Source organism: Pseudoalteromonas sp. APM04, from assembly GCF_022809815.1.
Lineage (GTDB): Bacteria > Pseudomonadota > Gammaproteobacteria > Enterobacterales > Alteromonadaceae > Pseudoalteromonas > Pseudoalteromonas marina.
Genome location: NZ_CP094441.1, coordinates 2,442,110 through 2,468,390 on the forward strand (window position 1 = coordinate 2,442,110; position 26,281 = coordinate 2,468,390).

The 26,281-nt window shown below is 39.2% G+C and carries 25 protein-coding genes; 11 read left to right on the forward strand and 14 right to left on the reverse strand.

The features are described from left to right. Positions 1–75 precede the first annotated feature (75 nt). Entirely contained in the window at positions 76–291 is a 216-nt protein-coding gene (locus MTP24_RS11305) for a DUF3820 family protein (protein WP_006793920.1), read from the forward strand. 103 nt (positions 292–394) lie between these two features. On the opposite strand, the gene MTP24_RS11310 is transcribed toward MTP24_RS11305, so the two are convergent. From MTP24_RS11310 to ilvY, 6 genes are all read right to left on the reverse strand, one after another. Then, complete coding sequence (locus tag MTP24_RS11310; protein ID WP_243531240.1) at positions 395–1,639, reverse strand: ATP-binding protein; 1,245 nt, start codon at positions 1,637–1,639, stop codon at positions 395–397. A 21-nt stretch (positions 1,640–1,660) separates the two neighbouring features. Next, positions 1,661–2,353, reverse strand: a complete 693-nt coding sequence (locus tag MTP24_RS11315; protein ID WP_006793922.1) for a response regulator — start codon at positions 2,351–2,353, stop codon at positions 1,661–1,663. Between the two features lie 14 nt (positions 2,354–2,367). Beyond that, complete coding sequence (locus tag MTP24_RS11320) at positions 2,368–2,736, reverse strand: DUF3019 domain-containing protein (protein ID WP_243531242.1); 369 nt, start codon at positions 2,734–2,736, stop codon at positions 2,368–2,370. Between the two features lie 13 nt (positions 2,737–2,749). Then, positions 2,750–3,469: a MipA/OmpV family protein gene (locus tag MTP24_RS11325; RefSeq protein WP_243531244.1), complete on the reverse strand. Its 720-nt coding sequence runs from the start codon at positions 3,467–3,469 to the stop codon at positions 2,750–2,752. 287 nt (positions 3,470–3,756) lie between these two features. After that, positions 3,757–4,803: a GGDEF domain-containing protein gene (locus tag MTP24_RS11330; protein WP_138740202.1), complete on the reverse strand. Its 1,047-nt coding sequence runs from the start codon at positions 4,801–4,803 to the stop codon at positions 3,757–3,759. Between the two features lie 112 nt (positions 4,804–4,915). Beyond that, positions 4,916–5,821 (reverse strand): HTH-type transcriptional activator IlvY, encoded by a 906-nt coding sequence (gene ilvY / locus MTP24_RS11335; protein ID WP_203986469.1) that lies wholly within the window; start codon positions 5,819–5,821, stop codon positions 4,916–4,918. A 134-nt stretch (positions 5,822–5,955) separates the two neighbouring features. Between ilvY and ilvC the strand changes: the two genes are divergently transcribed. The 4 genes from ilvC to MTP24_RS11355 all read left to right on the forward strand — a co-directional run bounded on the left by ilvC (position 5,956) and on the right by MTP24_RS11355 (position 11,729). Further along, positions 5,956–7,428 carry a ketol-acid reductoisomerase gene (gene ilvC / locus MTP24_RS11340; RefSeq protein WP_010557222.1) on the forward strand — a complete coding sequence of 491 codons (1,473 nt, stop codon included), beginning with the start codon at positions 5,956–5,958 and terminating at the stop codon, positions 7,426–7,428. Positions 7,429–7,606: 178 nt separating this feature from the next. After that, on the forward strand, positions 7,607–9,520 hold the full coding sequence (locus MTP24_RS11345) for a methyl-accepting chemotaxis protein (RefSeq protein ID WP_243531246.1): 1,914 nt from the start codon (positions 7,607–7,609) through the stop codon (positions 9,518–9,520). Positions 9,521–9,639: 119 nt separating this feature from the next. Next, positions 9,640–10,815: a tetratricopeptide repeat protein gene (locus tag MTP24_RS11350; protein WP_243531248.1), complete on the forward strand. Its 1,176-nt coding sequence runs from the start codon at positions 9,640–9,642 to the stop codon at positions 10,813–10,815. Next, entirely contained in the window at positions 10,812–11,729 is a 918-nt protein-coding gene (locus MTP24_RS11355) for a M20/M25/M40 family metallo-hydrolase (protein ID WP_243531250.1), read from the forward strand. The genes MTP24_RS11350 and MTP24_RS11355 overlap by 4 nt, the downstream gene beginning before the upstream one ends. On the opposite strand, the gene MTP24_RS11360 is transcribed toward MTP24_RS11355, so the two are convergent. Further along, positions 11,702–12,016 (reverse strand): GIY-YIG nuclease family protein, encoded by a 315-nt coding sequence (locus MTP24_RS11360; RefSeq protein WP_006793932.1) that lies wholly within the window; start codon positions 12,014–12,016, stop codon positions 11,702–11,704. The genes MTP24_RS11355 and MTP24_RS11360 overlap by 28 nt on opposite strands. Before the next feature lie 107 nt (positions 12,017–12,123). On the opposite strand from MTP24_RS11360, the gene bamE reads away from it, so the two are divergent. After that, the gene (gene bamE, locus MTP24_RS11365; protein ID WP_006793933.1) at positions 12,124–12,483 is read left to right on the forward strand and encodes an outer membrane protein assembly factor BamE; all 360 of its coding nucleotides are present in this window, start codon (positions 12,124–12,126) and stop codon (positions 12,481–12,483) included. Between the two features lie 53 nt (positions 12,484–12,536). Here bamE and MTP24_RS11370 read toward each other — a convergent pair whose 3' ends face one another. Then, on the reverse strand, positions 12,537–12,860 hold the full coding sequence (locus MTP24_RS11370; protein WP_008130063.1) for an RnfH family protein: 324 nt from the start codon (positions 12,858–12,860) through the stop codon (positions 12,537–12,539). Beyond that, positions 12,857–13,297 (reverse strand): ubiquinone-binding protein, encoded by a 441-nt coding sequence (locus MTP24_RS11375; protein ID WP_006793935.1) that lies wholly within the window; start codon positions 13,295–13,297, stop codon positions 12,857–12,859. The genes MTP24_RS11370 and MTP24_RS11375 overlap by 4 nt, the downstream gene beginning before the upstream one ends. Positions 13,298–13,442: 145 nt before the next feature. Between MTP24_RS11375 and smpB the strand changes: the two genes are divergently transcribed. Next, on the forward strand, positions 13,443–13,922 hold the full coding sequence (smpB, locus tag MTP24_RS11380) for an SsrA-binding protein SmpB (protein ID WP_006793936.1): 480 nt from the start codon (positions 13,443–13,445) through the stop codon (positions 13,920–13,922). A gap of 421 nt (positions 13,923–14,343) precedes the next feature. Next, entirely contained in the window at positions 14,344–16,935 is a 2,592-nt protein-coding gene (locus tag MTP24_RS11385; protein ID WP_039038522.1) for a TonB-dependent receptor, read from the forward strand. A gap of 61 nt (positions 16,936–16,996) precedes the next feature. On the opposite strand, the gene MTP24_RS11390 is transcribed toward MTP24_RS11385, so the two are convergent. The 3 genes from MTP24_RS11390 to MTP24_RS11400 all read right to left on the reverse strand — a co-directional run bounded on the left by MTP24_RS11390 (position 16,997) and on the right by MTP24_RS11400 (position 19,678). Then, complete coding sequence (locus tag MTP24_RS11390; RefSeq protein WP_006793938.1) at positions 16,997–17,602, reverse strand: peroxiredoxin C; 606 nt, start codon at positions 17,600–17,602, stop codon at positions 16,997–16,999. A gap of 235 nt (positions 17,603–17,837) precedes the next feature. After that, positions 17,838–18,551: a fatty acid metabolism transcriptional regulator FadR gene (fadR, locus tag MTP24_RS11395; protein ID WP_006793939.1), complete on the reverse strand. Its 714-nt coding sequence runs from the start codon at positions 18,549–18,551 to the stop codon at positions 17,838–17,840. Positions 18,552–19,081: 530 nt separating this feature from the next. Continuing rightward, positions 19,082–19,678: a DUF998 domain-containing protein gene (locus tag MTP24_RS11400; RefSeq protein ID WP_243531253.1), complete on the reverse strand. Its 597-nt coding sequence runs from the start codon at positions 19,676–19,678 to the stop codon at positions 19,082–19,084. Positions 19,679–19,809: 131 nt separating this feature from the next. Here MTP24_RS11400 and MTP24_RS11405 point away from each other — a divergent pair, with 131 nt between their 5' ends. Further along, complete coding sequence (locus MTP24_RS11405) at positions 19,810–20,964, forward strand: IS110 family transposase (protein WP_138740772.1); 1,155 nt, start codon at positions 19,810–19,812, stop codon at positions 20,962–20,964. A 418-nt stretch (positions 20,965–21,382) separates the two neighbouring features. Here the strand turns inward: MTP24_RS11405 and MTP24_RS11410 are convergent. Further along, positions 21,383–22,575 (reverse strand): IS3 family transposase gene (locus tag MTP24_RS11410; protein ID WP_243531255.1). Its coding sequence is split into 2 segments (ribosomal slippage): positions 21,383–22,267 and positions 22,270–22,575, totalling 1,191 coding nucleotides; the frame shifts between segments, so codons are not numbered across the junction. A 315-nt stretch (positions 22,576–22,890) separates the two neighbouring features. Here MTP24_RS11410 and MTP24_RS11415 point away from each other — a divergent pair. Continuing rightward, complete coding sequence (locus MTP24_RS11415) at positions 22,891–24,153, forward strand: IS110 family transposase (RefSeq protein ID WP_243531257.1); 1,263 nt, start codon at positions 22,891–22,893, stop codon at positions 24,151–24,153. Positions 24,154–24,185: 32 nt separating this feature from the next. On the opposite strand, the gene MTP24_RS11420 is transcribed toward MTP24_RS11415, so the two are convergent. Then, positions 24,186–25,046, reverse strand: coding sequence for a hypothetical protein (locus MTP24_RS11420; protein WP_243531259.1), 861 nt, complete (start codon positions 25,044–25,046; stop codon positions 24,186–24,188). A 242-nt stretch (positions 25,047–25,288) separates the two neighbouring features. Between MTP24_RS11420 and MTP24_RS11425 the strand changes: the two genes are divergently transcribed. After that, complete coding sequence (locus MTP24_RS11425; protein WP_243531261.1) at positions 25,289–26,260, forward strand: integron integrase; 972 nt, start codon at positions 25,289–25,291, stop codon at positions 26,258–26,260. Positions 26,261–26,281: the final 21 nt, after the last annotated feature.

Here is a 26,281-nt window from a genome sequence, read left to right on the forward strand (position 1 = left end):
CTTGCCCGTCACAGCCTATTTTATTACTCTAAAATACCTTACACTAACCCCATTGATACACCAAAAAGCAAACCTATGGATCCGGAACAATTAAAAATTGCCATAAACACTAAAATGCCATTTGGAAAATATTCAGGTCGTCCATTACTATTACTTCCCGAACCTTACTTAGTTTGGTTTAAGCAGCAAGGTTTTCCAGATTCAAAACTAGGCAGTCAGTTAGCTATGATGTACGAGGTTAAACTAAATGGCTTAGAGCAAATGCTTATGCCATTGCTAGAAAAAAAATAAAATTTTACGAAACTATTTTATAAATTGGCGGTCTATTTAATTGCTACTTGTTGATTTTGGTTTTAACCACAAAAAAAGCGCCTTTTGGCGCTTTTTTTATTTTTTAGTTTTGCTCTATGGGTAAGCTAATAATGAACTTTGCTCCACCTAAAGACGAATGTTCAACACGATAACTTCCCTGATGCCAAGCAATAATTTTAGCAACAATCGCTAACCCAAGGCCAAATCCACCTGTTTTTTTGCCTCTACTTTTATCAAGCCGCGTAAAGGGCTTAAATACGTTTTCTCGCTCTATTTCAGCAACGCCCCTGCCATCATCTTCAATTACAAACTGTACTTCGTTATGCTGAGTAACAAGCGATATTTTAACTTGGCTATTAGCGTATTTAATTGCATTGCCAATTAAATTTTGAAAAGCGCGCGCCATAAAATGCGGATCACATTGGTAAATCAAACTACTTGGTAATGCTTCATCCAAATTAATTTTCTTATCAAAATTAAGCTTTTCAACGCTAACTTTTATTAACTCAACCAAATCAGTTGGGTATGGTTGTAGGCTAGGTTGTTGAGAGTCTAGTTTTGCGTAGTCAAGCATCTCAGAAACTAAACTTTCAAGCTCATTAATATCGCTGTTCATATTAGCAATATAAACTTCACTTTTTTCATCTGATAAACGTTCATCTAGCATTACTGTTGCAAACTTTAAGCGAGCTAAGGGGGTTCTAAATTCATGAGAAACCGACGAAGTAAGCTCTTGTTGAGCGTTTAATAAAAAACTGATGCGTTGTTGCATTAAACTGAGTGTTTCAGTAATTGGTAAAAAAAACGACTTGGAAGTATCAGAGAGTTGAAAGTCTTGAGCACCTTCAACGGCTTTACATGCATTACGCAATTTAGAGAAGTCACGCCAAAGTAGAAAGCTCCATAAGCCTACAGGAATCCCCACAATAGTGAGCAATAATACGTATGGCCATACAGAGGTCGTTACGGGGGTATCTAATCCTATAGGCCCTACCTGCAAAAGCTCATTGTCATTGAGGGTAATATACCAAACAACTCGCTGTTGTTTGTCATATAAATATAGATAGTGCTGACTATTTAACTGAGCCAGTTGTTCTTGAGGTAGTGCTAAATCAGTACGATTAATAACAAGGCTTTTGTAGTGCTCCTTTAATTTTGCTAATCCATTGGGTGTTTGTGAAAGCAGCCAAAGCGACTGCCCAAATTCGTCATCAAGAAAAACGTGCTGTTGCGATTCATCATATGGCCATAATTGTTCTATAACACCGCTAACAACAAACAATGAAACCACAATATAAATATATAAACTTGCAAACAGCTTTCCCATTAATGCCTATTAACCTTGTATTTATAGATCCCACGCATCGGAAACAAATAAGTAGCCTTGACCCCATACTGTTTTTATACGAAATGGCTTGTCGCTATTATCACCCAGCTTTTTACGGATACGAGACACTCGAACATCAACGGTGCGATCGAGCCCGTCATATTGGCGACCAATCATATGTTGATGTACATGCTCTCTACTAAGCACTTGGCCAGCGTTTGAGGCTAACAACCAAAGTAACTCAAACTCATGCGACGTTAACACTATCTCTTTGTCAGATAGTTGCACTATACGGCTGGTCTTATCAATGATTAAATCACCAAACTGTAATTCTTCACTCGTTTTTGTCACTGTTTGACCACGGCGTAATAGCGCATTGACTCTTGCGAGTAACACACGAGGCTCAGCTGGTTTAATAACATAATCATCTGCGCCAAGTTCTAAACCCAACACTTGGTCAAAATCTTCGCTTTTAGCGGTTAACATTAAAATTGGTAAAGAAAACTTATCACGCACTTGACGACACACGCTAAATCCATCTTTGCCCGGCAACATAACATCTAAGATCATTAAATCGGCGTGATTATTTTCTAAATAACCAAACACCTCATCACCACGTTCTAAAACTGCGACTTCTAATCCATTATGTTCAAGGTAATCTTTTGTGAGTTGCTGTAAACCAAGATCATCTTCAACAAGTAGAATTTTTGGCATTGATTGCTCCTAAATTAAAAAAAGCTCCATGGTGAACGAAGCCGACGCCTACTTTTTTGTACATGAGTACTTTGTACTTCAACCTGTGCTTTAGCTATTAACACGCCAGATTCCGAATTGATTAAGGAGTATATGGTTTCGACCTGAACACGCGCTTTATAATTAAACTCTCCTGCGCGCTGCTGTTGCCAGCAATGTATCTTTTTACTCTGTTCATATATGCAAACATCCCCCACCACATCGCCCTGCCATTCAAACTTTAAATCAAGATCGCAAAAGTCATGTACCTGAGAAATGACACATACTTTGGGTGACACAGTAAACGACGCAGCTTGCGCATTACTGAGGGGGATAAGTAGTGGCGCTAAAAATAAAATGACCATAAATTGTTTCATATTAAAAAGTGCGTTCGAATCCTATAAATGCAGTCATTGAATAGTCACGCTCTAACAGCGGACTATCATTAATAGCCGAGTAGTCATAATAAGCTAAATGGAAACGAACAGAATATTCATCTCTTAAGGGTAATCGCCCATCAATTTTTGCATAAGGTTGCCAACTGCTGGCAACCTCAACATGGCCCAATAAAGTTTCGCCGTCTTTAAGGCCATAATAATAGGTATTTAGTTCCGCAGATTTATAATTTAATCCAAACGATGGTTTAATATTTACGGGCCCAAGTTGAGTATGGTATTGCCACTGTAATGCACCGCGAACACCGTTATAAACATTTGTCACATCATGTAGTAGTTGAACAGAAAACACATGGTGATCACTCACATAATGATAAGCAAGCCCTGTGTCTAAGGCTAGGTGGCGTTTATGAAGGTCATTTAAATTAACATTTTTTACTGATGAGGCCTCTGCAGCTTGCAAATAAAATGGGCTATCTGCATTGCTGCTTTGCAGCGTAAGCACATTACTTGGATGCCAATCTATAAAAAAACGAGACTCAGTATTAAGCTCGCTAACAACGTTAAATTGGTGTTTAGAAGTTTGAAGTAAAGAATAGCCTAAACGGCCATTATCAAAAAACCAATCTTCAGCATAAAACGCTATTTGAGGAATAACGACTAAAGGAACATTATCACCACCACGCAAAGGGTTAGTGATCACACCGACCCCTGCGTTAATACTAAAAATTAGCTTATGAGATTGAACATGCTGCTCTGAGAACTCTTGATCCGAATACGTATTTGGCTTGGCACTTAATGTAAAACAAGTGAGCAAAAAATTTAAACAAAGAATGGTAAATAGAAAGAAATTAAACCGCATCAGCGTAAATCAGAACATAAAATTATTCATTTACGGATAGTAACAAGGTTACCTAAAACTATCTGTAGCTGATTACAATCATTCACACTTTTTATACACAAAGTAAAAGTTTAAACCCCTTATAAAAATTAGATATCAGGGGCTATTTCTACTCGGTTGCGTCCATGTGTCTTAGCAATATAAAGTGCTCTATCGGCACGCTCAACCAGCACTGAGCTTTTTGTAAACGGCCGTAGCATAGCTAAACCAAAGCTTGCTGATATTGCACGTTTGTTGTTTACATCTTGTTTTTTACGAATAGCTAATTTCGCAATTTCTTGCCTTATACACTCAGCAAAAGCAACTAAATCATTTATGGTGTCAAAATAAGCAGTAATACAAAACTCTTCTCCTCCGTAGCGATACACTTTTGCTTTGTCAGTTAAGTTTTCTTTTACTTTTTTTGCCACTAGCTTAATAACTTCATCGCCTTTTTGGTGGCCAAAGTCATCGTTAAATCGTTTAAAGTGATCAATATCAAACATAATCAGTGCAGCAAGGGAGCTTTCTGTCGTTTGCTCTGAGTACTCACGGCAAAAGTCATTAATATCAGAGTCAAATTTACCTCTGTTATAAAAACCTGTTAATGGGTCTGTGTCGGCAGCTTCTTTAGAAAGATTAAGCGCTTCTTTTAAGTCTTTAATTTCATTATATGCAACCGATAACTTTGTTTGAAATTCGCGAGCAGAGTCTTGCATTGCAATAGACTCATCAGTCAATCGCTCAACACAACCAAGAATATCGTTAAAAGAGTTAGTATCTATCAGGTTGTTTATTTCGTTCTGCGAGTCAATCAGTGAAGTACTGAAACTTTTAGAATGACCAAGTGTGATACTTATATCTTGCTGGATATTTTCAACCGTATTATGAAATTTATCCGACATTTCCTGAAAAAGAGCTAAATCTTCATCACTAAGGTGCTTATCAAATATTTCTTTTGCTTTACTTTGAGTGCATGTTTGGTGCTCTGAAATAACTTGATCTAATTCAATGTTTAAAGACGGTTTATTACCCTGAAAATAGCAATACCAAATAGCATAATTAATAGGCGTTACCGGCATACGGTACTTCACCATCATGGGTACTGCTTTTTTTAAATACTGAGCGGAATGAGAAAGTGATACAGCATTATTCATAAAGAACTCTCAAGCGTCATTTTTATTATTAGCATTCAATGTTAAGTAATAGTAAACCTTTACGCAAGCCATAATAATACTATTTTATGAACTTATTTAACGGTAAAAAAATCTAAATCGCTTTTGCGTCTAAAGTTTGTGCAATATTCCACAAAGCACTAATAGCGGGGTCGTTGAGCTCTTTTCTTAAAACTGCTAAGCCAATGTCAAAGCCTTCAGGGGCTTGCATTTTTGGTGTGAGTATCTGTACTTTATCTTTTAGTGGACTGTTATCTAATACTATTTTAGGAACCATTGCTACACCAAATCCTAGGCTAACCATAGACACCATTGCCTCATGCCCCGCCACTTGTGCATAAATTTTTCCGTGAATATTGTTTTTTCGCCACCACATTTCTAGGCACTGCCTAGAAAAACCCTGTTCAGGCACAATAAACTCTAATTCAGACCAATCAAGCTCTGTATTGTTTGATGTTAATTTTTCAGTAATCGTACATTGAACTTTTGGCCCAATAAGCACTAATGGTGAATGGCCTATATCTACAAAAGCAATTTGCGCGGGTAATTTACCGGGTTTAGCTGCTATTGCCATTGATTCATGACCATCCAGCACACGGTTTATAGCTAACGCAGGGTCGCCCGTATTTAAGGTTATTTCTATATACTGATGCTGCGCTCTGAGTTGCTCTAAAATTTGATGCAAAAAACTATAAGACGCGGTAACAGAGCAATAAATACTGACTTTTCCATAAATATGTTGCTGTGGCTCTTTCACATTAGCTTTAAATCGTTGCCAGTTAGCAAGGGTAGCAGTGGCGTAATCAATAAAAGACTCTCCCTCTTTTGTTAATTTTACACTGCGGTTATCGCGCATAAATAGCGCAACGCCCACCTCTTCTTCTAGGTGTTTAATATTACGACTTAATGTAGGCGCACTCACATGGCAAAGCTCACTTGCTCTAGCAAAGTGCAGTGTTTTAGCCAACGCTAAAAAATATTTTAAATGCTTATGATCCATAGTAACACCAGTATTTCATATTTTGAAATACTTTAATTCAAATATATCATTTTACGCAAGTAACATTTTTAAATATGGTGTTTACAAGCGCAAAATACAGCGCATCTAACAAACATATTTATAGGACACTAACAATGGCGAATTACTTTAATACCTTACCTTTACGCGAACAATTAGCGCAATTAGCGCAATGTGAATTTATGGACGCAAGCGAATTTACAGACGGTGTTAACGCACTTAAAGGTAAAAAACTAGTTATTGTAGGCTGTGGCGCACAAGGTTTAAACCAAGGCCTTAACCTACGCGATTCAGGTTTAGACGTGTCTTATACGTTACGCGATTCAGCTATTGCTGAGCGCCGCCAATCATTTTTAAACGCATCTGAAAACGGCTTTACTGTAGGTACTTACCAAGAGCTAATTCCAACAGCTGACGTAGTACTTAATTTAACGCCAGATAAACAGCACACAGCAGTCGTTAACGCCATCATGCCGTTAATGAAGCAAGGTTCTACACTTGCTTACTCACATGGCTTTAATATTGTTGAAGAAGGCATGCAGGTTCGCGAAGATATCACTGTAATCATGGTTGCACCTAAATGCCCAGGTTCTGAAGTACGTGAAGAGTACAAACGTGGCTTTGGTGTACCAACACTTATTGCCGTTCACCCAGAAAACGACCCACAAGGTCATGGCCTAGCACAAGCTAAAGCCTACGCTGCTGGCACAGGTGGTGACCGCGCAGGTGTGCTTAAATCGTCATTCATTGCTGAAGTTAAATCAGACCTTATGGGTGAGCAAACTATTTTATGCGGCATGTTACAAACGGGTTCTATTTTATGTTTTGACAAAATGATTGAAAAAGGAATTGATGCAGGTTACGCATCTAAACTAATTCAATTTGGTTGGGAAGTGATCACAGAAGCTCTTAAATACGGCGGCGTAACAAACATGCTTGACCGTTTATCTAACCCAGCAAAAGTGAAAGCATTTGAACTTAGTGAAGAGCTAAAAGTTATTATGCGTCCACTTTATAATAAGCACCAAGACGACATCATCGACGGTACATTTTCACGTGTAATGATGGAAGATTGGGCAAACGATGATGCTAACCTTCTTAAATGGCGCGCAGAAACAGCTGAAACTAATTTTGAAAAAACACCCGCTGGTGATGTAGAAATTTCAGAACAAGAATTCTTCGACAACGGTATTTTAATGGTCGCTATGGTTAAAGCAGGTGTTGAACTTGCATTCGAAACTATGACAGCGGCAGGCATTATTGAAGAGTCAGCATACTACGAGTCGCTTCACGAAACACCGCTGATTGCTAATACCATTGCACGTAAAAAGTTATTTGAGATGAATCGTACTATTTCAGACACCGCTGAATATGGGTGTTACTTATATAACCATGCTTGCTTACCATTACTTGCTGACTTTATGAAAAATATTGACACAGATGTAATTGGTAAAGGCTTAGGTGAGCAAAGTAACCAGGTAGACAACAAAGCGTTAATTGAAATTAATACAGCGCTGCGTGAGCACCCGGTTGAAATAGTAGGCGCTAAATTACGTGGCTACATGTCAGCAATGAAAAAAATTGTTTAACGTTATCCTTTAAGTTTCGCTTGTTAGAAACCAAGCTCACATGCTTTGCGTGTGGGCTTTTTTATGCCTTATAGTTTAGTTAAAAAGAGGCTATTTTTTTGTTCATTCGCATTATTTAACTCTAAATAAATTGTGTGCTAACATCATATTCTACTTCGTTGTAAAAAATTATTATAAAATGATACAAAACCTTTCTATTACTCAAAAAATCACAGCACTTGGCAGTGGCATCGCTATTTTTGTTGCAGCACTCATTGGCATTACATCGTTATACAGTTCTGAAGATATAATAGAACAACGCATGATTGAGTCAGAGCTACCAGGTAAGCTGCAAACAATTAGTAACCACATTGGTGGTGAAATAAATATGCTAATTGGTGCTGCAGAGCAACTCTCATCAAACGAATTTATTTTACAATGGTCACAAACTAATAATAACGATGCATTGCTTTTAAAAGAGCTAAACCGCTTGGTAGAACAATACGACCTAGCCACTGCATCGTGGGCTAACCGAAACACCGCACAATACTGGAATCAGGATGGTTTTTTACGCGTATTAAAAAACGATGAAGCCGATGGGTGGTTTTTTGCCTTCAAAGAATCAAGAAAACCCTACTCTATCAGTATTTATCAAGAGTCAGTGAACGACGTAAAAATGTTCATTAACCACCAACAAGTTAATGGTAAAGGTTTAGCAGGACTTGCAAAAAGTATCACTGACATGCAAAAGCTACTGCAACAATTTAAAATTGAGCAAACAGGGTTTGTATTTATTGCTGATAAAAGCGGCCTTATTCAATTGCACAAAGATTCAAATAAAGTAGCAAAAGCAAATATTGATTCGGTGTATGAAGCTAATATCAGTAATGAAATATTAAGCTCAAACGGATTTAGGTTAAAAGAAATCGACCTCGATGGCCAAGCCACCCTTGTAGCAGCAACCCCGATAGAAAACACCGACTTATTTATTGTGGCTCAAGTACCAAAGAGTGAAGTATTTGCAAGTGTAAGCACGCTTCAGTGGCAAATATTTACATTTACTTTAATCATTGCCTTAATTGCTAGCCTAATTAGTTACTTATTAGCGCGTTCGTTGTCTTCGCCGTTATTTAAAATGGGCGAATTATTCTCTCGTTTAGGTTCTGGCGACGCAAACTTAGCATACAGGTTACCCGAATCAAGCCAAGCCGAGCTTAATAACTTAAGCGCGGGCTTTAATCAGTTTATTAGTAAAATTGAAGTGGCCATTGGCCAAGTTGCCACAGAAAGCCACGATATAAAGCGCAGTTCCGACCATGTGTTTGAGCAAGCTAAACGTAATTCTCAGGCTATAGACAGCCAAAAAGAACAAACTATTTCTGTAGCCGCAGCCATTAACCAAATGGGTGCAACTGTGCAAGAGATTGCTCAAAGCGCAGCTAACGCCGCCAAACTTACCGATAGCAGTCGCGAAAACACAATGCAAAGCCACAATCAGGTAATGCAAAGCCAAGCAACTATCTCTGCGCTTGCAAGCGACATTGACGGCATAACAGAGCAAGTGTCACTGCTCTCTAAAAAGACGGTTGATATTGCCAGTATTATTGATGCGATTCGCAGTATTTCAGAACAAACAAATCTATTGGCGTTAAATGCGGCAATCGAATCTGCTCGTGCTGGTGAGCATGGCAGAGGGTTTGCGGTTGTTGCCGATGAGGTAAGAGCGCTGGCAAACCGCACTTCACAATCAACCAACGAAATTCAATCAATGATTGAAGAGCTGACCCAAATATCAGATGACGTAGTAAAAGATATTAGCCAGTCAAAAGATAAAGCGCAGCAAAGTGTGGGGGCCATGCAAAACTCCGTTGAGTTACTTGATGTGATTAGCGAAACATCTAATCAAATAAATGACATGGCAACCCTAATTGCAACGGCTACCGAACAACAAAGTAATGTAGTAGCCGATGTAGGGCGTAACATTGAGCAAATTAGCGAAATTAGCGACAACGCCATGAGTGAGCAGATGAATACTGAGCAAGCTATTCGTGACCTAGCAAGCAGCGCTCAAACATTAGATGCCTTAGTAGCAACCTTTGAAAAACACCGTTAAAATCTCTGAACTATACCAATTCGCTTAATCAATGATCCCAATGGGTTGATATCAACGCGAATTGGTATTAAACACCTCCTCTAAACAAAATTGCGACTACAATTAGTTTGGAGGTGGATATGCAAACTAATCAATTTAAGTTTTTGATCATATTTGTAGGGCTATTTGCGCTGGGCGCATGCAGCTCAACACCGCTTGTCGCACCACCAGTTAAACTGCTCCAAATAAATTCGTTTGAGTTACATACTCTAGAATCACCAGAAGAAATTTTTACTCTCAGCGACAGCCTCAAGCAGCAGCTCAAAAGCCATTTAAAAAGTAAGCAATCTGCCCAAACGCTAGCACACAATATATTGAGCTTTTTACTTAAAAATGGTGATGATTCGCTTTCATATCAATCGGGGGCAACCCTCACCGCATCACAAACCTTTAAAAACTTAAATGCAAATTACTTATCGCTCTCTATTTTAGCGTATAGCCTTGCTGACTATTTAGATATAAAAGCACGGTTTAATAACGTTCATATCCCAGAATATTGGGCTCTTAACAATGGATTTAACCTACTGACAGGCCACATTAACTTAAGTATTGATACCGCCACTGAACCTTCTAACCAGTCGGTATTTATTTACCAAGGCAAAAAACGCTTAATAATAGACTTTGACCCTAATAGCCGTCAGGCTCGCTTTAAAACAACACCTATTAGCAAAAACACTATCACAGCCATGTTTTATAACAATAAAGGGGCTATTGCACTTGTTAATAAGCAGTACGACTTAGCTTATAACTACTTTCGTAATGCAGTTAAAGTCGACTCTAGTTTTAGTGCTGGATGGGGGAATTTAGGCGTGTTGTTTAGACAATTAAACTACTTAACTGAAGCTGAAAAAGCCTACACCCACGCAATATTGCTTAATCAAAACAACAATACTGCAAAAGGTAACTTGGCTGTTTTGTATCAGCTAACAGGCCGTTCGGAGTTAGGCACTGACATCTTAAAAAAATTACACATCAAGCGTCAAAACAACCCTTATTACCATGTATCCCTTGGTAATACAGAGTTTGAGCAATCTAATTTTGCACTTGCATTAGCACATTATAAAAAAGCCTATAGCCTTGCGCCTTCATTACACGAAAGCCACTTTGGTCAAGCTAGCGTGTACTTTAAATGGGGAAACACCCAAAAAGCGATATACCATCTTGAACAAGCAGGTAAAAAAGCTGACTTTTTACATGACAAAAAACGTTATGAGAGTAAATTAAACGCATTACTTTCATTAACAGCAAAGTTATGACCATTAAATACTTTTTATGCTTAATTTTAATATGTGTGTGCGCTAATAGTTATGGGAATGCCCTTCACACTCAGCTTATTGATGATTTAAACCATTTAGCAAGCAATCCGCTCATGGGCCGAAAAACAGCAACAGAAGGTGCAGCAAACACGCGAGCATACCTACATAGTAGGCTTTCTAAGTTTAACCTAAATGTAAGTGAGCAAACGTTTACTTATAAGTCAGGCATTTTTGAGCATGCACAAGGCATTAATATTATTGCAGTGCCCACCAAATCAACACAATGTCAAAAAATAATTATTACAGCCCATTACGATCACCTTGGTAAGCGAGGTGGAAAATATTATTTTGGGGCAAACGACAATGCAACAGGCGTTGCTGCCCTGCTTTACTTGGCGTCTTCGTTACAAAATAAAGAATTCCCTTACGAATTGGTATTTGTATTAACTGACGCAGAAGAAAATGGCTTACATGGCAGTAAACACTTTGCACAAACGCTTAACTCAAATAACGTTTTAATGAATATAAATTTAGATATGCTTGGGGTGAAAAAACATAAATCCCGCGTGTATGCATTAACATCCTATTCATTAAAACAAAAACTTAAGCCCGTATTCACCGCCTTAAATAACACTAAAATAACAATCAAACCTGTCTATTCGTCAAAACAAATGAATCGGCTAATTAAATCACAAAATATTGATTGGCATAAGGCAAGCGATCATTATTCATTTGCGCAAAACAACATACCGTATGTTTACTTTGGAATGGGTCACGACCCTCACCACCACACAACTAAAGACACCGTACAGCACATTGATATACCTAAGTATGTAAGTACCGTACTCGCAATAGAGGGCTTTATTAAAAAGTTAGCGCACCATCATTATGATGATTTAAACGCTGAAACATAAGCCTCTTTTTTTGCCCTTGGTAACTTTTTTATTTTACACTCAAGCTTACTCGCTTCGCTTTTACTCCCAACTTCCTGCTGATGAATAAGTATAAGAGGCCCTTTACCTTTTAAATTTTTCGCCCCTTTACCCGCTTGATGCGTTGCAAAGCGCTTATCTACATTAGTAGTAATGCCGGTATACCAGTGCCCAAACCGTGTTTGCACTATGTACAAGTGCCATAAAGTGCCTGAAGTATGTGTTTTTGGCTCTAGGGTTTGTAAACTTTTTTCATTATTGGTGGTCAAAATATTACCTTAATACCCTTAACTCAAAACAATTGCTTAAAAGGGTTTTACCTTCAGTGACTAATCGGTATCATGCAGATTATAAAAAATAAGGATCACAACAAACAATGCAGTCGTTAAAAACTTTTTCTCTTTGGCTTATCGTCGCTTTAACACTTAGCTCTGCAGCAGGTTGCTCTAGCTGGGTATACAGAATAAACATCCCTCAAGGTAACTTTTTAGAGCAATCGGATGTTGAAAAGCTTCGTGTAAACATGACTCGAGACCAAGTTATTTATGTATTAGGCCGTCCTATTGCCACAGATGCTTTTGATAACAACACATGGCGTTATGTTTACAGCTTTAATAAAGGCCGTGAAAACGAGCAACATAAAGAGCTAGTGATTAACTTTGAAAATGAAAAACTTGTTTCGCTTTCAGGTGACTACGATCAGCCAGAAAATTTCAACACCCCTTTAGAACAATAATATTGTCGCTAAAGTAAAAAGGTAAGCTTTGCTTACCTTTTTTTATACCTAAATTATCGCTCGAGTGGGCGACCACCCGTTATTTTATTTGCTCGGCCTTCTTCTTTTGCCTTTTCAGCGCGTTTTCTTCGTGCATCTTTAGGGTCTGCAATTAATGGACGGTATATTTCAATACGATCACCATCTTTTAATTCGTAGTTTGCCTTAACCGTTCTATTCCATACACCTAATGTAAGTGCATTTGCGTCTATTTCAGGGCACTTTTCAATAATACCCGACTGAATAACCGCTTGTTCGGCCGTGCAGCCTGGCTGCACCTCAATCGATAAACAGGTTGCAGTAGTAGGTAAAGCAAAAACAACTTCAATGTTAATCATATTCGCGCTCCGTATACTTCTTTAGCCCGCGAAGTAAAAGCACTTACCATATTTTTTGCAACATCATTAAAAATTTTACCAAACGCAAGCTCAATAATTTTGCTCGAAAATTCAAATTCAAGCTCTAAATAAACTTTGCATGCATGGGCATCTAATGCTTGAAAATGCCAACGCCCTTTAAGCGTTTTAAATGGACCATCAACCAGTTTTAATAACACGGTTTGTTCGTCTATAAAGGTGTTTTCGGTGGTAAACCACTTTTTTATACCCGCCTTAGATATTTCTATACTCGCGGTCATGTTATTATGCTGCTGCGAAACAATTTTTGAATCAGAACAATTTGGTAAAAACTGAGAATAAGCTTCTACATCATTAACTAGATCAAACATTTCTTTAGTGCTGTACATAACCAGCGCACTTTTTTCAATTTGTGGCATACTCACTCCCAAATGTGTGGGCGAATTTTAGCAAGCTTTGTTCGTTTCCCCAAACTTTCATGACGCATAAATTAGATCTAATTTTTTAAAATCATTACTAAAAATCGATGTAAAACATCTCACATTACGTATATTATAGGGCACTATGGCTAAGAAAAATTCATCAAAATCGACAAGCAATACCATCGCGCTAAACAAAAAAGCGCGACATGAGTATTTTTTACACGATAAGTTTGAAGCAGGTGTCGAACTACAAGGCTGGGAAGTAAAAAGTATCCGAGCTGGTAAAGTAAATATCTCTGAAACTTATATACATCTTAAAAACGGCGAAGCATTTTTACTTGGTAGTCAAATTCAACCATTAAATAGTGCCTCTACTCACGTTATTTGCGACCCTATGCGTTACCGAAAGCTTTTACTAAGCAGACGAGAACTTGACCGCTTAGTGGGAGCAACTGAACGTGACGGCTATTCATTAGTGGCTACAGCCATGTATTGGAAAAAATGTTGGGTGAAACTTGAGTTTCATTTAGCAAAAGGTAAAAAAATGCATGACAAACGCGAAGACGGTAAAAATAAAGACTGGTCGCGCGAAAAAGAGCGCTTAATGAAGCACAAAGTTTAAATAAAACGCCTAACTCAGTTAGGCTTTTTTTTATAAAAAAACCAAGCGCCATTTGTTTTATTAATACACAACAAGACCATTATTCAGCCTAAATATACCTATAAATAATTTATTACAATTTTATTGTGAATCAATTAATTTAATTATTACTCTCAATGAGGTTGTATTTTTTATTTCTAAAATAAAGCATATGCGCCTATTTAAACCTGCTTCAGCGCATAACATCTGCTTTAAAATCATCCCAAATCACACTAAAACCCATACTAAAATCACATTTCAGTCTCATTGCTAACACTTAAGTTACATGATATTAATGTCGTCGCTTGTTATATCAATCCGCTTAAGTATGGGATTTATTTAACAATTTAAAAGGATTGGTATTGAGCAACTAAACTTATTACATATCAACAAGGATTTAAGGATGAAGCAATCAATTGCATTTACGCCAAGTATTATTATTGGCGCAACACTTTCATTATCAGCGGGCTTTACAACAACAACTTACGCCGCTGAAGAAGCAAAAAAAGTAGAACGCATTGAAGTTACAGGCTCGCGTATTAAACGCTCTGACATTGAAGGCCCATCACCAGTGCAATCAATCAGTAAAGCCGATATTGAAAACATGGGTTACGATAACCTTCAACAACTACTCGAAAGAATGCCTGTTGCAGGCAGTGGTACTTTTTCTACACGTGGTAACAACCAAGATTCGACGGCAAATGGAGCTGCCGCTGTAAGCTTGCGAGGCTTAGGTGCCGACGCAACACTTGTACTGATTAACGGGCGCAGAGTCTCAATTAGTGCGTTTGCAGAAGGGATAACTAATTCGTTTGTCGATATAAACAGCATTCCAGTATCGGCTATTGAACGAATAGATATTTTAAAAGACGGTGCATCTGCAATCTATGGCTCTGATGCTGTAGCCGGTGTTGTTAACGTTATTTTGAAAAAAGATATCGATGGCGTAGAGGTAAACTTAGGGTACGGCGGCACTGATGGCCCTAACTATGAAGAAACGACAGCAAGTGTTGTTTGGGGTACCACTAGCGAAAAAAGCAGTGCGTCAGTAATCATTGATTACTTTAAAAACACATCGCTTTCATCAGATGAAATGGGCCGCTTGGGTACCGCAAACCAATCTCCTTATGGCGGTGAAGATTTCCGTTCATCTCGTGGCTTCCCTGGCTACTTTTACGTTGATGGTGTAAAAACAATTGACCCAGATTGCCCAGCAGAAAACGCAACTGCAAGCGGAAGCTGTTTATTTGATTATGGCCCGTTTGGCTACATAGCCCCAGCTGCTGAACGTATTGGCGCAATATCGCAATTTGAATATCGCTTTGACAATGGCATTACGGGCTTTTTAGAAATGGCCGTTCAGCACAATACGTCGGTTGCAGCGGGTGCACCAACCCCACTTGACGAAGATGCAGGCCTAACGGTACCAGCAAATCATCCTAATAACCCATTTGGGCAAGACATCGAAATTGGCCGCTACCGTACTGTAGACGCGGGTGCCCGCCAATGGGATATTGAATCAGACACAATGCGAATTGTGGCTGGCTTAAAAGGCGAAATTAACGACTGGAGCTGGGAAACAGCAGTACAAAAAGGTCGCAGTAAATCAATGCAAACCGGCGACCGCTCGCAAGGTTGGGTTCGTACTGATTTCTTACAACAAGAAATTGACGCAGGTAATTACAACCCATTCGGCGGTACATACAACGACCCGGCAGTTGTAGACAGAATTACCACCAGCCTTGTTCGTCGTGGCGAATCGCATATGACTTCATTTGACGCAAACATTACTGGTGAAGCATTTAGCTTTGGCGACGATGTTGTAATGATGGCCGCTGGTATCGAATACCGTGAAGAAGACGTCAGCGATATCCCAGATGATCAATTCCAACGTGGTTTAATATTTGGTACTGAATCTGTATCTGCATCAGCAAACAGAGACCAGTACGCCGCGTATGTTGAGTTTTCAATTCCACTTGCAGAAACCCTAGAGCTACAACTGGCTGGTCGTTACGATGACTACAGCGACTTTGGCACCACTACCAACCCAAAGGTTGCACTTCGCTGGGCACCAACCGATGAAATTACGGTTCGTGGTTCATGGGCGCAAGGCTTTAGAGCCCCTTCTCTTGCACAAGTTGGTTTAGGTCCATCTCAAGAAAGTCAGTTTTTTGTAGACACGTACCGCTGTCAAGCAACAGGGAAAGACTGTAGCGCACTTGATTACAACATTGAGTTTGCAGGTAACCCCGATCTACAACCAGAAGAATCTGAATCTTGGAACGTTGGCTTTATTTGGGCACCAACAGCCGAATTTGGTCTGAGCGTAGACGTGTGGAGCATCACACAAGATAACAAAATTGACGAGCAAGAATTTGGCCCTATTTACGCCTCTGAATGTAATAACCAAAACAGCACAGTATGTGTTCGTTTATCACCAAATGGTGGCGATGCGTTAGGTACTATTCAAAAAATATTTAGCACCTTTGAAAACGTATCATCGCAAGAAGTGTCGGGCGTTGATATTTCAACAAACTACAATCACTCGCTTGACGATTTAGGCTTATTAAAATTCAATTTAGAATGGGCATACCAAGATAAATTTGAAAAAGATGGCCGCGATTATACCGGTGAATATGGGTACCCAGAGCACCGCTTTATCTTCTCAACTAACTGGGAAATGGGCGCGTTTAACACTAACTTAAACATTAGTTATGTTGGTGAGTTTGAAGATACACCAGATATCGACTTCGATGGTAACTTAGATTTCGATACTAATACATCACGTATGGTTGACTCGCAAACACTGGTTGACTTACAAACGTCTTACCGTGTTTCTGACTCTGCTAAAGTATCGTTAGGTATTAATAACTTATTTGATGAAGAGCCACCATTTGCAATTGGTGACGGTGATTCTGATTTATACGGCTACGCCTCGGGTGTTCATAACCCACGCGGTCGTTATATCTATACTAAAGTAAGCTTTTCTTTCTAAACGCTACATAAATAAAAAAACCGCCAACTGGCGGTTTTTTTATTTAAACAAAAGGGCTAAATTATAGCTCGCCTTCGTTTTCAGAAAGGAACTTAGCAACACCTTCAGGGCTTGCATCCATACCTTTTTTACCTTCAGTCCAACCAGCAGGACAAACTTCACCGTTCTCACTGTGGAACGCTAGTGCATCAACCATACGGATCATTTCGTCAATGTTACGACCTAGAGGTAAATCGTTAACTACTTGATGACGTACGTTACCTTCTTCGTCGATTAAGAACGAACCACGAAATGCAACACCCGCTTCAGGGTGTTCAACGTCGTATGCTTTACAAATTTCGTGTTTAACGTCTGCAACTAGTGCGTATTGTACTTTACCAATACCGCCGTCAGCTACAGGCGTGTTACGCCATGCATTATGAGAAAACTGAGAATCGATAGAAACACCAATTACTTCAACGCCACGCTTTTTAAACTCTTCAAAACGCTTATCAAATGCAATAAGTTCAGAAGGACATACAAACGTGAAATCTAATGGGTAAAAGAAGATTACAGCTTTTTTACCTTTAATTGTTTCGTGTAGATTGTAGCTATCTACAATTTCACCATTACCTAAAACTGCTGCAGCGGTAAAGTCTGGTGCCTGGCGGCCTACTAATACACCCATTTTATTCTCCAAATATTTTGAGTTTGTTTTCAATTGCTTTCGCAATGCTGGTACATATATGGGCGCTAAAAGTTAAAAACCAATAGCACCTACACATAATTTTTTTGTATATTAGATATAAAGTTTTAAAAAAGATAATCGTATTTACCGATGCGGGCAATCGAAAATACCGAACAGAAAATTAAAACACCGCAAATACAAAAAACCTGCAAATGCAGGTTTTTTTTTTAAATGTTTAGTCCATTATATCCGACGGCATATCGCCACGAATTTTTTGCCAAATTTCACCCGTTTGATGACCATATTTACGCATCATCGAAATTGCACCATCGTGCTCATTATTTTGCGCTAATACAGTTAAATCTTTATAAAACTGACGGGCAAGCTCGCGGGTACCCGGATCTGAAAAGTAATGACAACCAATTTTAGAATAGAACCCTCTAAAACCGTTTAAAATTAAAACATAAATTCGGTTATTACCTGCAACGGCCAATTCGTGATGCACTTTATAGTCATAATCAGCAAATGCTTGTGCTGTATCTTCAAGTTCGTGACTTAATGATAAAATTTCAATTACACGTTCAGGATTAAGCTTAATCGCAGCACGGGTATAAATAGCACTTATATTTGTTCGTGCAGACAATAGCTGATCTGTCAGCTCAGGCATTTTATCTTCATCTAAACGTGCTAACGTTTCTAATATGTTTAAGCCCGACGTTTCCCAAAAGTTATTAACCTTTGTTGGTTTGCCGTGCTGAATAGTTAGCCAGCCGTCTCGCGCTAAACGCTGTAACACTTCGCGTAATGTGGTTCTTGTTACGCCAATTAACTCAGAGAGCTCTCTCTCAGCTGGTAGAATTGAACCTGGAGGGAAATCGCCATTCCAAATAGACTCAACTATGTATTCTTCAGCAAATCCTGCTGGGCTTTTCGCTTTAAAAATTCTCATCCAATTCCCACTCGAATTAATCTACAACGTTTCGCTTACGCGAATAACTGACTGATTGTACCAGACGAAACTCAACTAACAAGTAAAGTAAGATATATTGTTAAATTGAACATACACATCAAGGTAAAGTTACTGAACGGCAAGAGCGACTGGCCATTTAAAAGGAACAAAAATCGCTTTTAATAAAACAAATTCATTGAAAATATCAAATTACAATCAGGCTAAACATAGGGGAAATGTTGCAAGTAACGAGACTCAACTTAGTGGCTGAACTAACAGCCAATTGTACACATTGAAGATTTTAAATGTCTGAAGTCAAGATCTGACCCCCTCCCTTCTAATTCGAGCTAAAATAATTGTGGCTTAAAAAGTTAGGCAAGGATCAGTGCGTTTAACTTGACAATGGGAGTCATACCAACACCCGCATAACGGGCAAAAATACGTGGGCTACAATACCAAGCGAAGCGAAGGAGGCCTACGTGTTTTTGTCCCTAGCGAGCATGGCGAGTGGTTAATGCGTTTTTTAGTTTTTATGCTACCACGAAGATTGAATAAATAAACAACCACAGTATTTGAAAACCATAACTTAGCCGCTGATGAAGGCCTGGAACGCTTTTTAGTTCGAGAGCTTTTGCTAATCTAAATGAAAAATAAAAGCAGCCAACAATACAACAGGCTGAAATAAATCGAAGTGGTGCAGGATAAAAACCAGAAAAAGTAACTATCATCGGCGCGATGATGAATGAAAGGAGCATAATTAAGCCTGACCATGTGTGTATCTTGCAACTTTGGGAGGGCGACTTTGTATAAGCGTCGGCATCCATCGGAAAGAAGCCGCAAACCCAAGTGCATATGCCATGAATGATGACCATAGCGCCTATTACTACAGTTGGTACATGAGACTGATATGAATTAATTAAGTAGTACCCAAAAAGAACGAACAGCGCACCTAAAGGGTAATTGTTTATTGCAGGCGACAATTTTTGAGTAGGGCTACCAAAAGCGCCGAGTTCACTACAGAACTGTTTTGAATGGCTGTAGTTTGGATAGAAGCGAGAAGCAATAAAAATACCTAATACAATCCAAATCGAAGCAACGATCCCCGTGTAGGCAAAAATGTTATTCAAACTTAATTCCTCCTTGAAAAACTAGACATAATGACTCCCACACGGTGTTAGCCTCCGCTTTTCGTGGGTTAGCTTAATTCAAAGCCAGAGCCATAATTAGTTTGTCAATTAACTAAACAGCAGAGGCTAACATGAATAAACATAGCATACTTTTTATCGGTCTTGATACACATAAAGAATTCAATGAAGTTGCCTATATTGAAGAACATAGAGGTGCGCAACCTGTTCATCTTGGCCGAGTTTCGTCTTCCAAAATGGCCGTTCAAAAGCTTGTTCGCCAGTTCGAATCGAAATACCCTGGCGCAACACTTCATTTTGTTTATGAAGCTGGCCCATGTGGTTATTGGATTTACCGATTAATTACCAGCCTTGGCCATTGCTGTTATGTGGTTGCACCTTCTCTTATTCCTAAAAAACCTGGTGAGAAAATTAAAACCGATAAACGTGATGCCCTTAAGCTTGCTAAATTACTTAAGTCTGAAGATTTAACACCTATCTATGTTCCTGAGCCTGAAGATGAAGCTGTACGTGATTTATCTCGTGCACGCGAAGTAGCCATGAAGGATTTAAAAGATGCCAAATATCAATTAAAGGCGCTGCTGCTTCGCAATAATATTAATTACAAAGGCACTGCGAATTGGTCACAAAAACATTTACGTTGGCTCACTGAGCTTGTGTTGCCACACCCCGCTCAGCACATCGTCTTACAAGAATTTTTACACACAATTACCGAACGAATAAGCCGACTTGAGCGGCTAGATAATGAACTAACACACCACGTTCACCAGTGGCGTTATTATCCTGTAGTAAAAGCAATACAAGCTATGCGTGGTGTCCGTTTGTTGGTCGCCACTGGCGTTGTTGCTGAGCTTGGCGATTTATCGCGTTTCGACCATCCCCGCAAATTAATGAGTTATCTCGGTCTTGTACCCAGTGAACACTCGAGTGGTGGCAAACGCCATATTGGCGCCATCACAAAATGCGGGAACGGCCGAGCAAGGCGCCTTCTTGTGGAAGGTGCACATACTTATCGCTATGCAGCAAATATATCCACAGATATGCAAAAACGACAAGAAGGTTTACCAAAGGACATTATTGATATTGCGTGGAAAGCACAGATTAGGCTCTGCAAACGCTATAAAAAAATGATAGCCAAAGGGAAACACTACAATCTGGTTGTTACCGCCATTGCCCGAGAAATGATTGCGTACATATGGGCTATTGCAAGAGAAGTGGTGCTTACGCCAGTGAATAAAAAACTTAGATTGGCAAGAGTACCCGCATGATAAAAGAATTAGAGTTAATGCATGGGATCAAGCATCGGGTGTGGCACAACCACCGACGGCGTTAGGATGGCAATGCAGCTAACGCTGCATTGAACCACGAACATAGACTGAAGACAGGTGCCACGACGAAATAAGTAAGGTCTGCTCTGTTACTAGAAATAGTAATAACCAACGAATATCAGCAAGATAACCGACGACATTACTTGCTTCATCCTATGTATTAACTCGCTCTAATTCGAGCTAAAATAATTATGGCTTAAAAAGTTAGGCAAGGATCAGTGCGTTTAACTTGACAATGGGAGTCATACCAACGCCCTGTTAAGGGGCTGATAATGTTTGGCTAAAATGTGTAGCGAAGCGAAACTGAGCCAAATTTTAGCAGTGATCTTCACCCGATAAAGTGGACACCGTCCACGTTTCAATTAACTGCCGATTCAAACTCGGCAGGTGATTTATATCCTAAACTCGAATGCAATCGCTGTCTATTGTAAAAATAATTTAGGTAAACCTTTAATTTTGATAATAGTTTACCGCTACTCTCAAATTTATTTCCTCGAATTAAATCTGCTTTAAGCGAATGAAAGAACGACTCGACTTCTGCGTTGTCAGTACAACACCCAGGCCTATTCATACTGGCTTTGATGTTTTTGCTAGCCAAATATTTTTGTACAACGTGTGCACGGTATTCTGCGCCTCGGTCTGTGTGAAATAATACACTTTCTGTTGGCTGTCGTTTTTTTATCGCAAGCCTTAGCGCCTTTAACGTAAGCTCTGTTGTTTTGTTTTTACCAAATGCCCAGCCGATTACTCGACGTGAATATAAGTCGATAACCACTGCAAGGTAATGCCAACGAGCCCCGACTTTTAAATACGTAATATCGCCAGACCACTGTTGGTTGATTGCTGTGGCCTTTTCACTATCTTTGCGTTTATTTTCTATCTCTTTATAAAAGAACTTAACCTTCGCCGGTTTACTGTAAGTCTTAAGCGCCCTAGCTCTTAAACCGTTTTCTCGCATTAAGCGGGCAACACGTTTTTGGCTTGTGTTTACACCTTCTTTTTTTAGCGCATGAAATACGCGTGGGCTACCATAGGTTTGATGATTGACATTGAAGACGTGTTTTATCTTAAGCAACAAATTAGCATCTGACAGCGCTCTAGCTGACACTGTACGCTCACGCCAAGCATAGAACCCACTACGCGACACATTAAGCCAAGAACACAAGTATTTGACGCCTAAGGCTTGTCCGAACTTTTGGATGAATCCAAATCGTTCTGATGTACTTCCGCCAGATACCGTTGCCACTTTTTTAGCAGGTCATTCTCCTGCTTAAGACGCTCATTTTCTTTCTTAAGCTTTTGAATGTTATCTAGCTCTTTTTTTGTTGGGAGTTTACTCATTGCTTTGTTGTTGCTTTGATAGCGCGGCGTGTTTTTAAACTTACCTTCTCGATACTCTTTTCGCCAACGACTAAGCATTAACGGATGAATATCCAGCGCCTCGGCAACGTCCTTTGACATGACATCGTCTCGTAAGCTTAGTTCGACTGCTTTGATTTTGAAATTAACGGGGTAAAACCATGTCTTTCTAGGTTGGGTATATCTAGGCATGTTAGCCTCCTCAAAGTGATGAGGAGGTGTCCACTAAAACGGGTGAGGAGCATTGTCCTGCTGAAATGACTTATAGTTCGACCAAGCCACTTAATTTAAAAGTAACTGACTATTATATTAAGTGGAATATGCTTCTGTTGGTTACGAATATTGAATGACGAACATCCAATGTTTTTAACAAGACGTTCGAGCCAACAGAGCACCTCGATTTCAAAACGCATACTCAGGGATTGCCGACCAAGACTATCTATAAGACCTGCGAGAAACGAGATTTAAGCACATTCCGTCCTTAACTTTAACCGTAGGCGCTATAAAATGAAAGCATATAACGTTGATAATTTTGCTGCACTCATTGGCATTGATTGGGCCGATAAAAAACATGATATTTGTGAGCATCCAACAAGCACTAATAAATATCATTACACCGTTGTTAAACACAGACCTGAAGCGTTGCATGAATGGGCTATGGATATTAAACAGCGTTATCCAGACCAGAAAATAGCGATTGTTTGCGAACTTAAAAAAGGCCCGCTTATTTATGCATTAGCTAAATACGACCACCTTACTTTATTCACCGTTAATCCTTGTGCTGTTGCTAAATATCGCCAGGCTTTTACGCCCAGTGGCGCAAAAGATGACCCATCAGATGCCTTTCTGCAAGTTGAAATTCTTAAGTTACACATGGATAAGCTCTCTGTCATTGAGCCCGAGTCAGCAGCTATGCGAACGCTGTCTCAGCTTGTTGAATATCGCCGAAGTTTAGTGCAAGACAGTGTCGATTTATCCAATAAAATAACGGCGACATTAAAGAATTATTACCCGCAGGCACTTGAATGGTTTAAAGAAAAGGACACGTATATATTCTGCGACTTCATTCAGAAATGGCCATCACTCACTGCGGTTAAAAAAGCAAGAAAACAGACCTTACTCGACTTTTTTGAGAGTCATAATTCACACTATTGCACGGTTAATAATGCACGACTAGACAGTATTAAAAATGCGATGCCATTAACTCTGGACGAAGGAGTAATTGTACCTAATCAAATGCTCGTTGAAGTGCTTATCACGCAATTTAAAGTGTTATTAAAGGGCATTGAAAAGCTCGATAAAGCAATAAAATCGGCTTATAAAGCCCAGCAGGATAAAAAGATATTTGATAGCTTACCCGGCGCAGGTCCACAACTCGCCCCACGTTTACTTGTTGCTTTTGGGAGTAATCGTGCGCGTTACAATGATGCTGCAGAACTTCAAAAGTACGCTGGTATAGCGCCTGTTATTGAGCGCAGTGGTCAAAAAATGTGGACGCATTGGCGTTATAGTTGCCCCACTTTTTTAAGGCAAACATTTGTAGAATGGGCAGGCTTTTCTATTCGTTATTCATTTTGGGCTAAAGCGTATTATGAGCAACAAAAAGCCAAGGGTAAGCCGCATAACAGCATTATTAGATCACTGGCATTTAAATGGATAAGGATTGTATTTAGGTGTTGGAAAACGAATACACCCTACGATGAATCGACGTATTTAGCAGCATTGAAACGCAGAGGCTCACCACTTTTAAAATTTGCAATTAATAGCTAAATTTTACTAGTCGTCCACCTCAGGGCGTGTTGTTATGTTTTAGCTCGTTGGTAAGCCCCACAATTTTCTCTAATTGGGCACTGAGTATCATAGTGTGTTGATTTACATATGCCACTGTGAATAGTTAATTCATTATCTGGTTGAATACTGCGCATATACCCTAAACCAGTAAAGAAACCGCATAAAACCTGTGTTGGCTCTAAGGGTAGTTCACGGTACAAAAACTCAAATATTTCTTCTTGAAGCAACAAGCAACTTTTATATGTAGTATTAATGTAATCAATAAAATCTTCTATTACCAATGCCTTAGTAGCTTCGCCAAGACCAGTATGCATATATGAAATTTTATTAGTATCACGATCTTTGCTACAAGAGCCTAAGCTACCATGTGTGAATTCAGTTCTGTACTTCCTCAATCTTAAAAACCAGTCGTCATGAGCAGCGGCTAAAAGTTCTTTGATTTCATCTGGAAAACCTTCCCCATAATCATTACTTTTGGCTTTTGTAAAAAGTTTGCTCGTAGATTTTTTCTGAACTCCTTGAACATCTTTATACACAGAAAATATTACATCTTTCATACCATCAAGTGCTGCATACAGCTCATTGATACTACATTCAGCAACCGCGGCAAATTTTCTGGAGAATTTCGCAGGGCTGTAACCATTAGAGTTTAACTCTTTTGCATCATGGTCAAAGCCAGGAATCAAATCATTACCCAACTCTGCCAACACCCTAAACTTTTCAAGGTGATGACTTGTCGTACTTATTCCCCTAGTAAAGTAGAAGTTATCTTGCAGAGGTTTGTATTTGAACGTTCCGAACTTTTTAACTGCGTCCCACTGCTCAGGAGCGAACGCAAGTAAAAAGCCATCATGTCCTGCAGATTTACGCATAACTCTCCCTAAAACATAACATGTTTATAGCGAGCTAATCGCGCGAATTTCTACTACAGCGTAGCTCGTTTTCTTATTGGTTTATTTTTAACAAACTTGCCAACTAATTGCCAGTGTTATTAAAATTCATACATGCGCGTTTTCTTCTCAGTATAAAACGAGCGACTGGGTCGTTTTCTTGACTATGCGAGCGACTGAGCTAAAACTGTATATACATACAGCATCAATTCGATGGATTGAAAATGAAAACTCGTTCTGCGTATTTAAATTACATTGCGGACTATATGCTCACTCGACAGTATTCACTAAGAACTATTAATGCTTATTTGAGTTGGATCACAAACTTTATTCACTTTCACAACAAACGCCACCCAAGCTCAATGGGAAATTCAGAAGTCGAAGCGTTTTTGGACCATTTTGTATTAAAACGTAACATGTCAGCTAAAACACAAAGTGCAGCTTTAAATGCGCTAGCTTTTTTATATAAACATATTGTCAAAAATGAACTTTCGTTAAACTTGAACTTTGCTCGAAGTAAACGACAACCCAAATTACCTGTTGTAATGACACCCGATGAGGTCAAACAATTGATGATTCATCTATCTAAGCGATATTACTTAATCGTGGGGTTGATGTATGGTAGCGGCCTGCGAGTGATGGAAGCTGTGCAACTGCGAGTAAAAGACATTGATTTTGATTATAAATGTATTCAAATCTGGAACGGGAAAGGCAATAAGCATCGTATTGTTACACTTGCAACTGAGTTACTCCCGTTACTTAGAAATCAAATAATGCAAGTTGAAGAATATTTGCAATTAGATTTACAAAACGAACAATATGCAGGCGTATGGATGCCAAACGCTTTAGCTCGTAAGTATCCGTCAGCTAACAAATCACTCGCGTGGCAATACTTATTTCCTTCCTATAAATTAAGTAGTGATCCAGAAACTGGCGAGATACGGCGTCATCACTTCCATCCTACATGTGTTAGGAAAGCGGTTAAAAAGGCATTAAAGCAAACCAATATTACAAAGATTGTGACGCCTCATACCTTTCGTCATTCTTTTGCAACACACTTATTACAAAGTGGAGCAGATATAAGAACGGTGCAAGCTCAGTTAGGTCATACAGATGTTAAAACCACGCGGATTTACACTCATGTTTTACAGCAAGGGGCAAACGGGGTTGTTAGCCCATTAAGCAAAATTTTCTAGCGTAAAACCCGCCATGAGGGA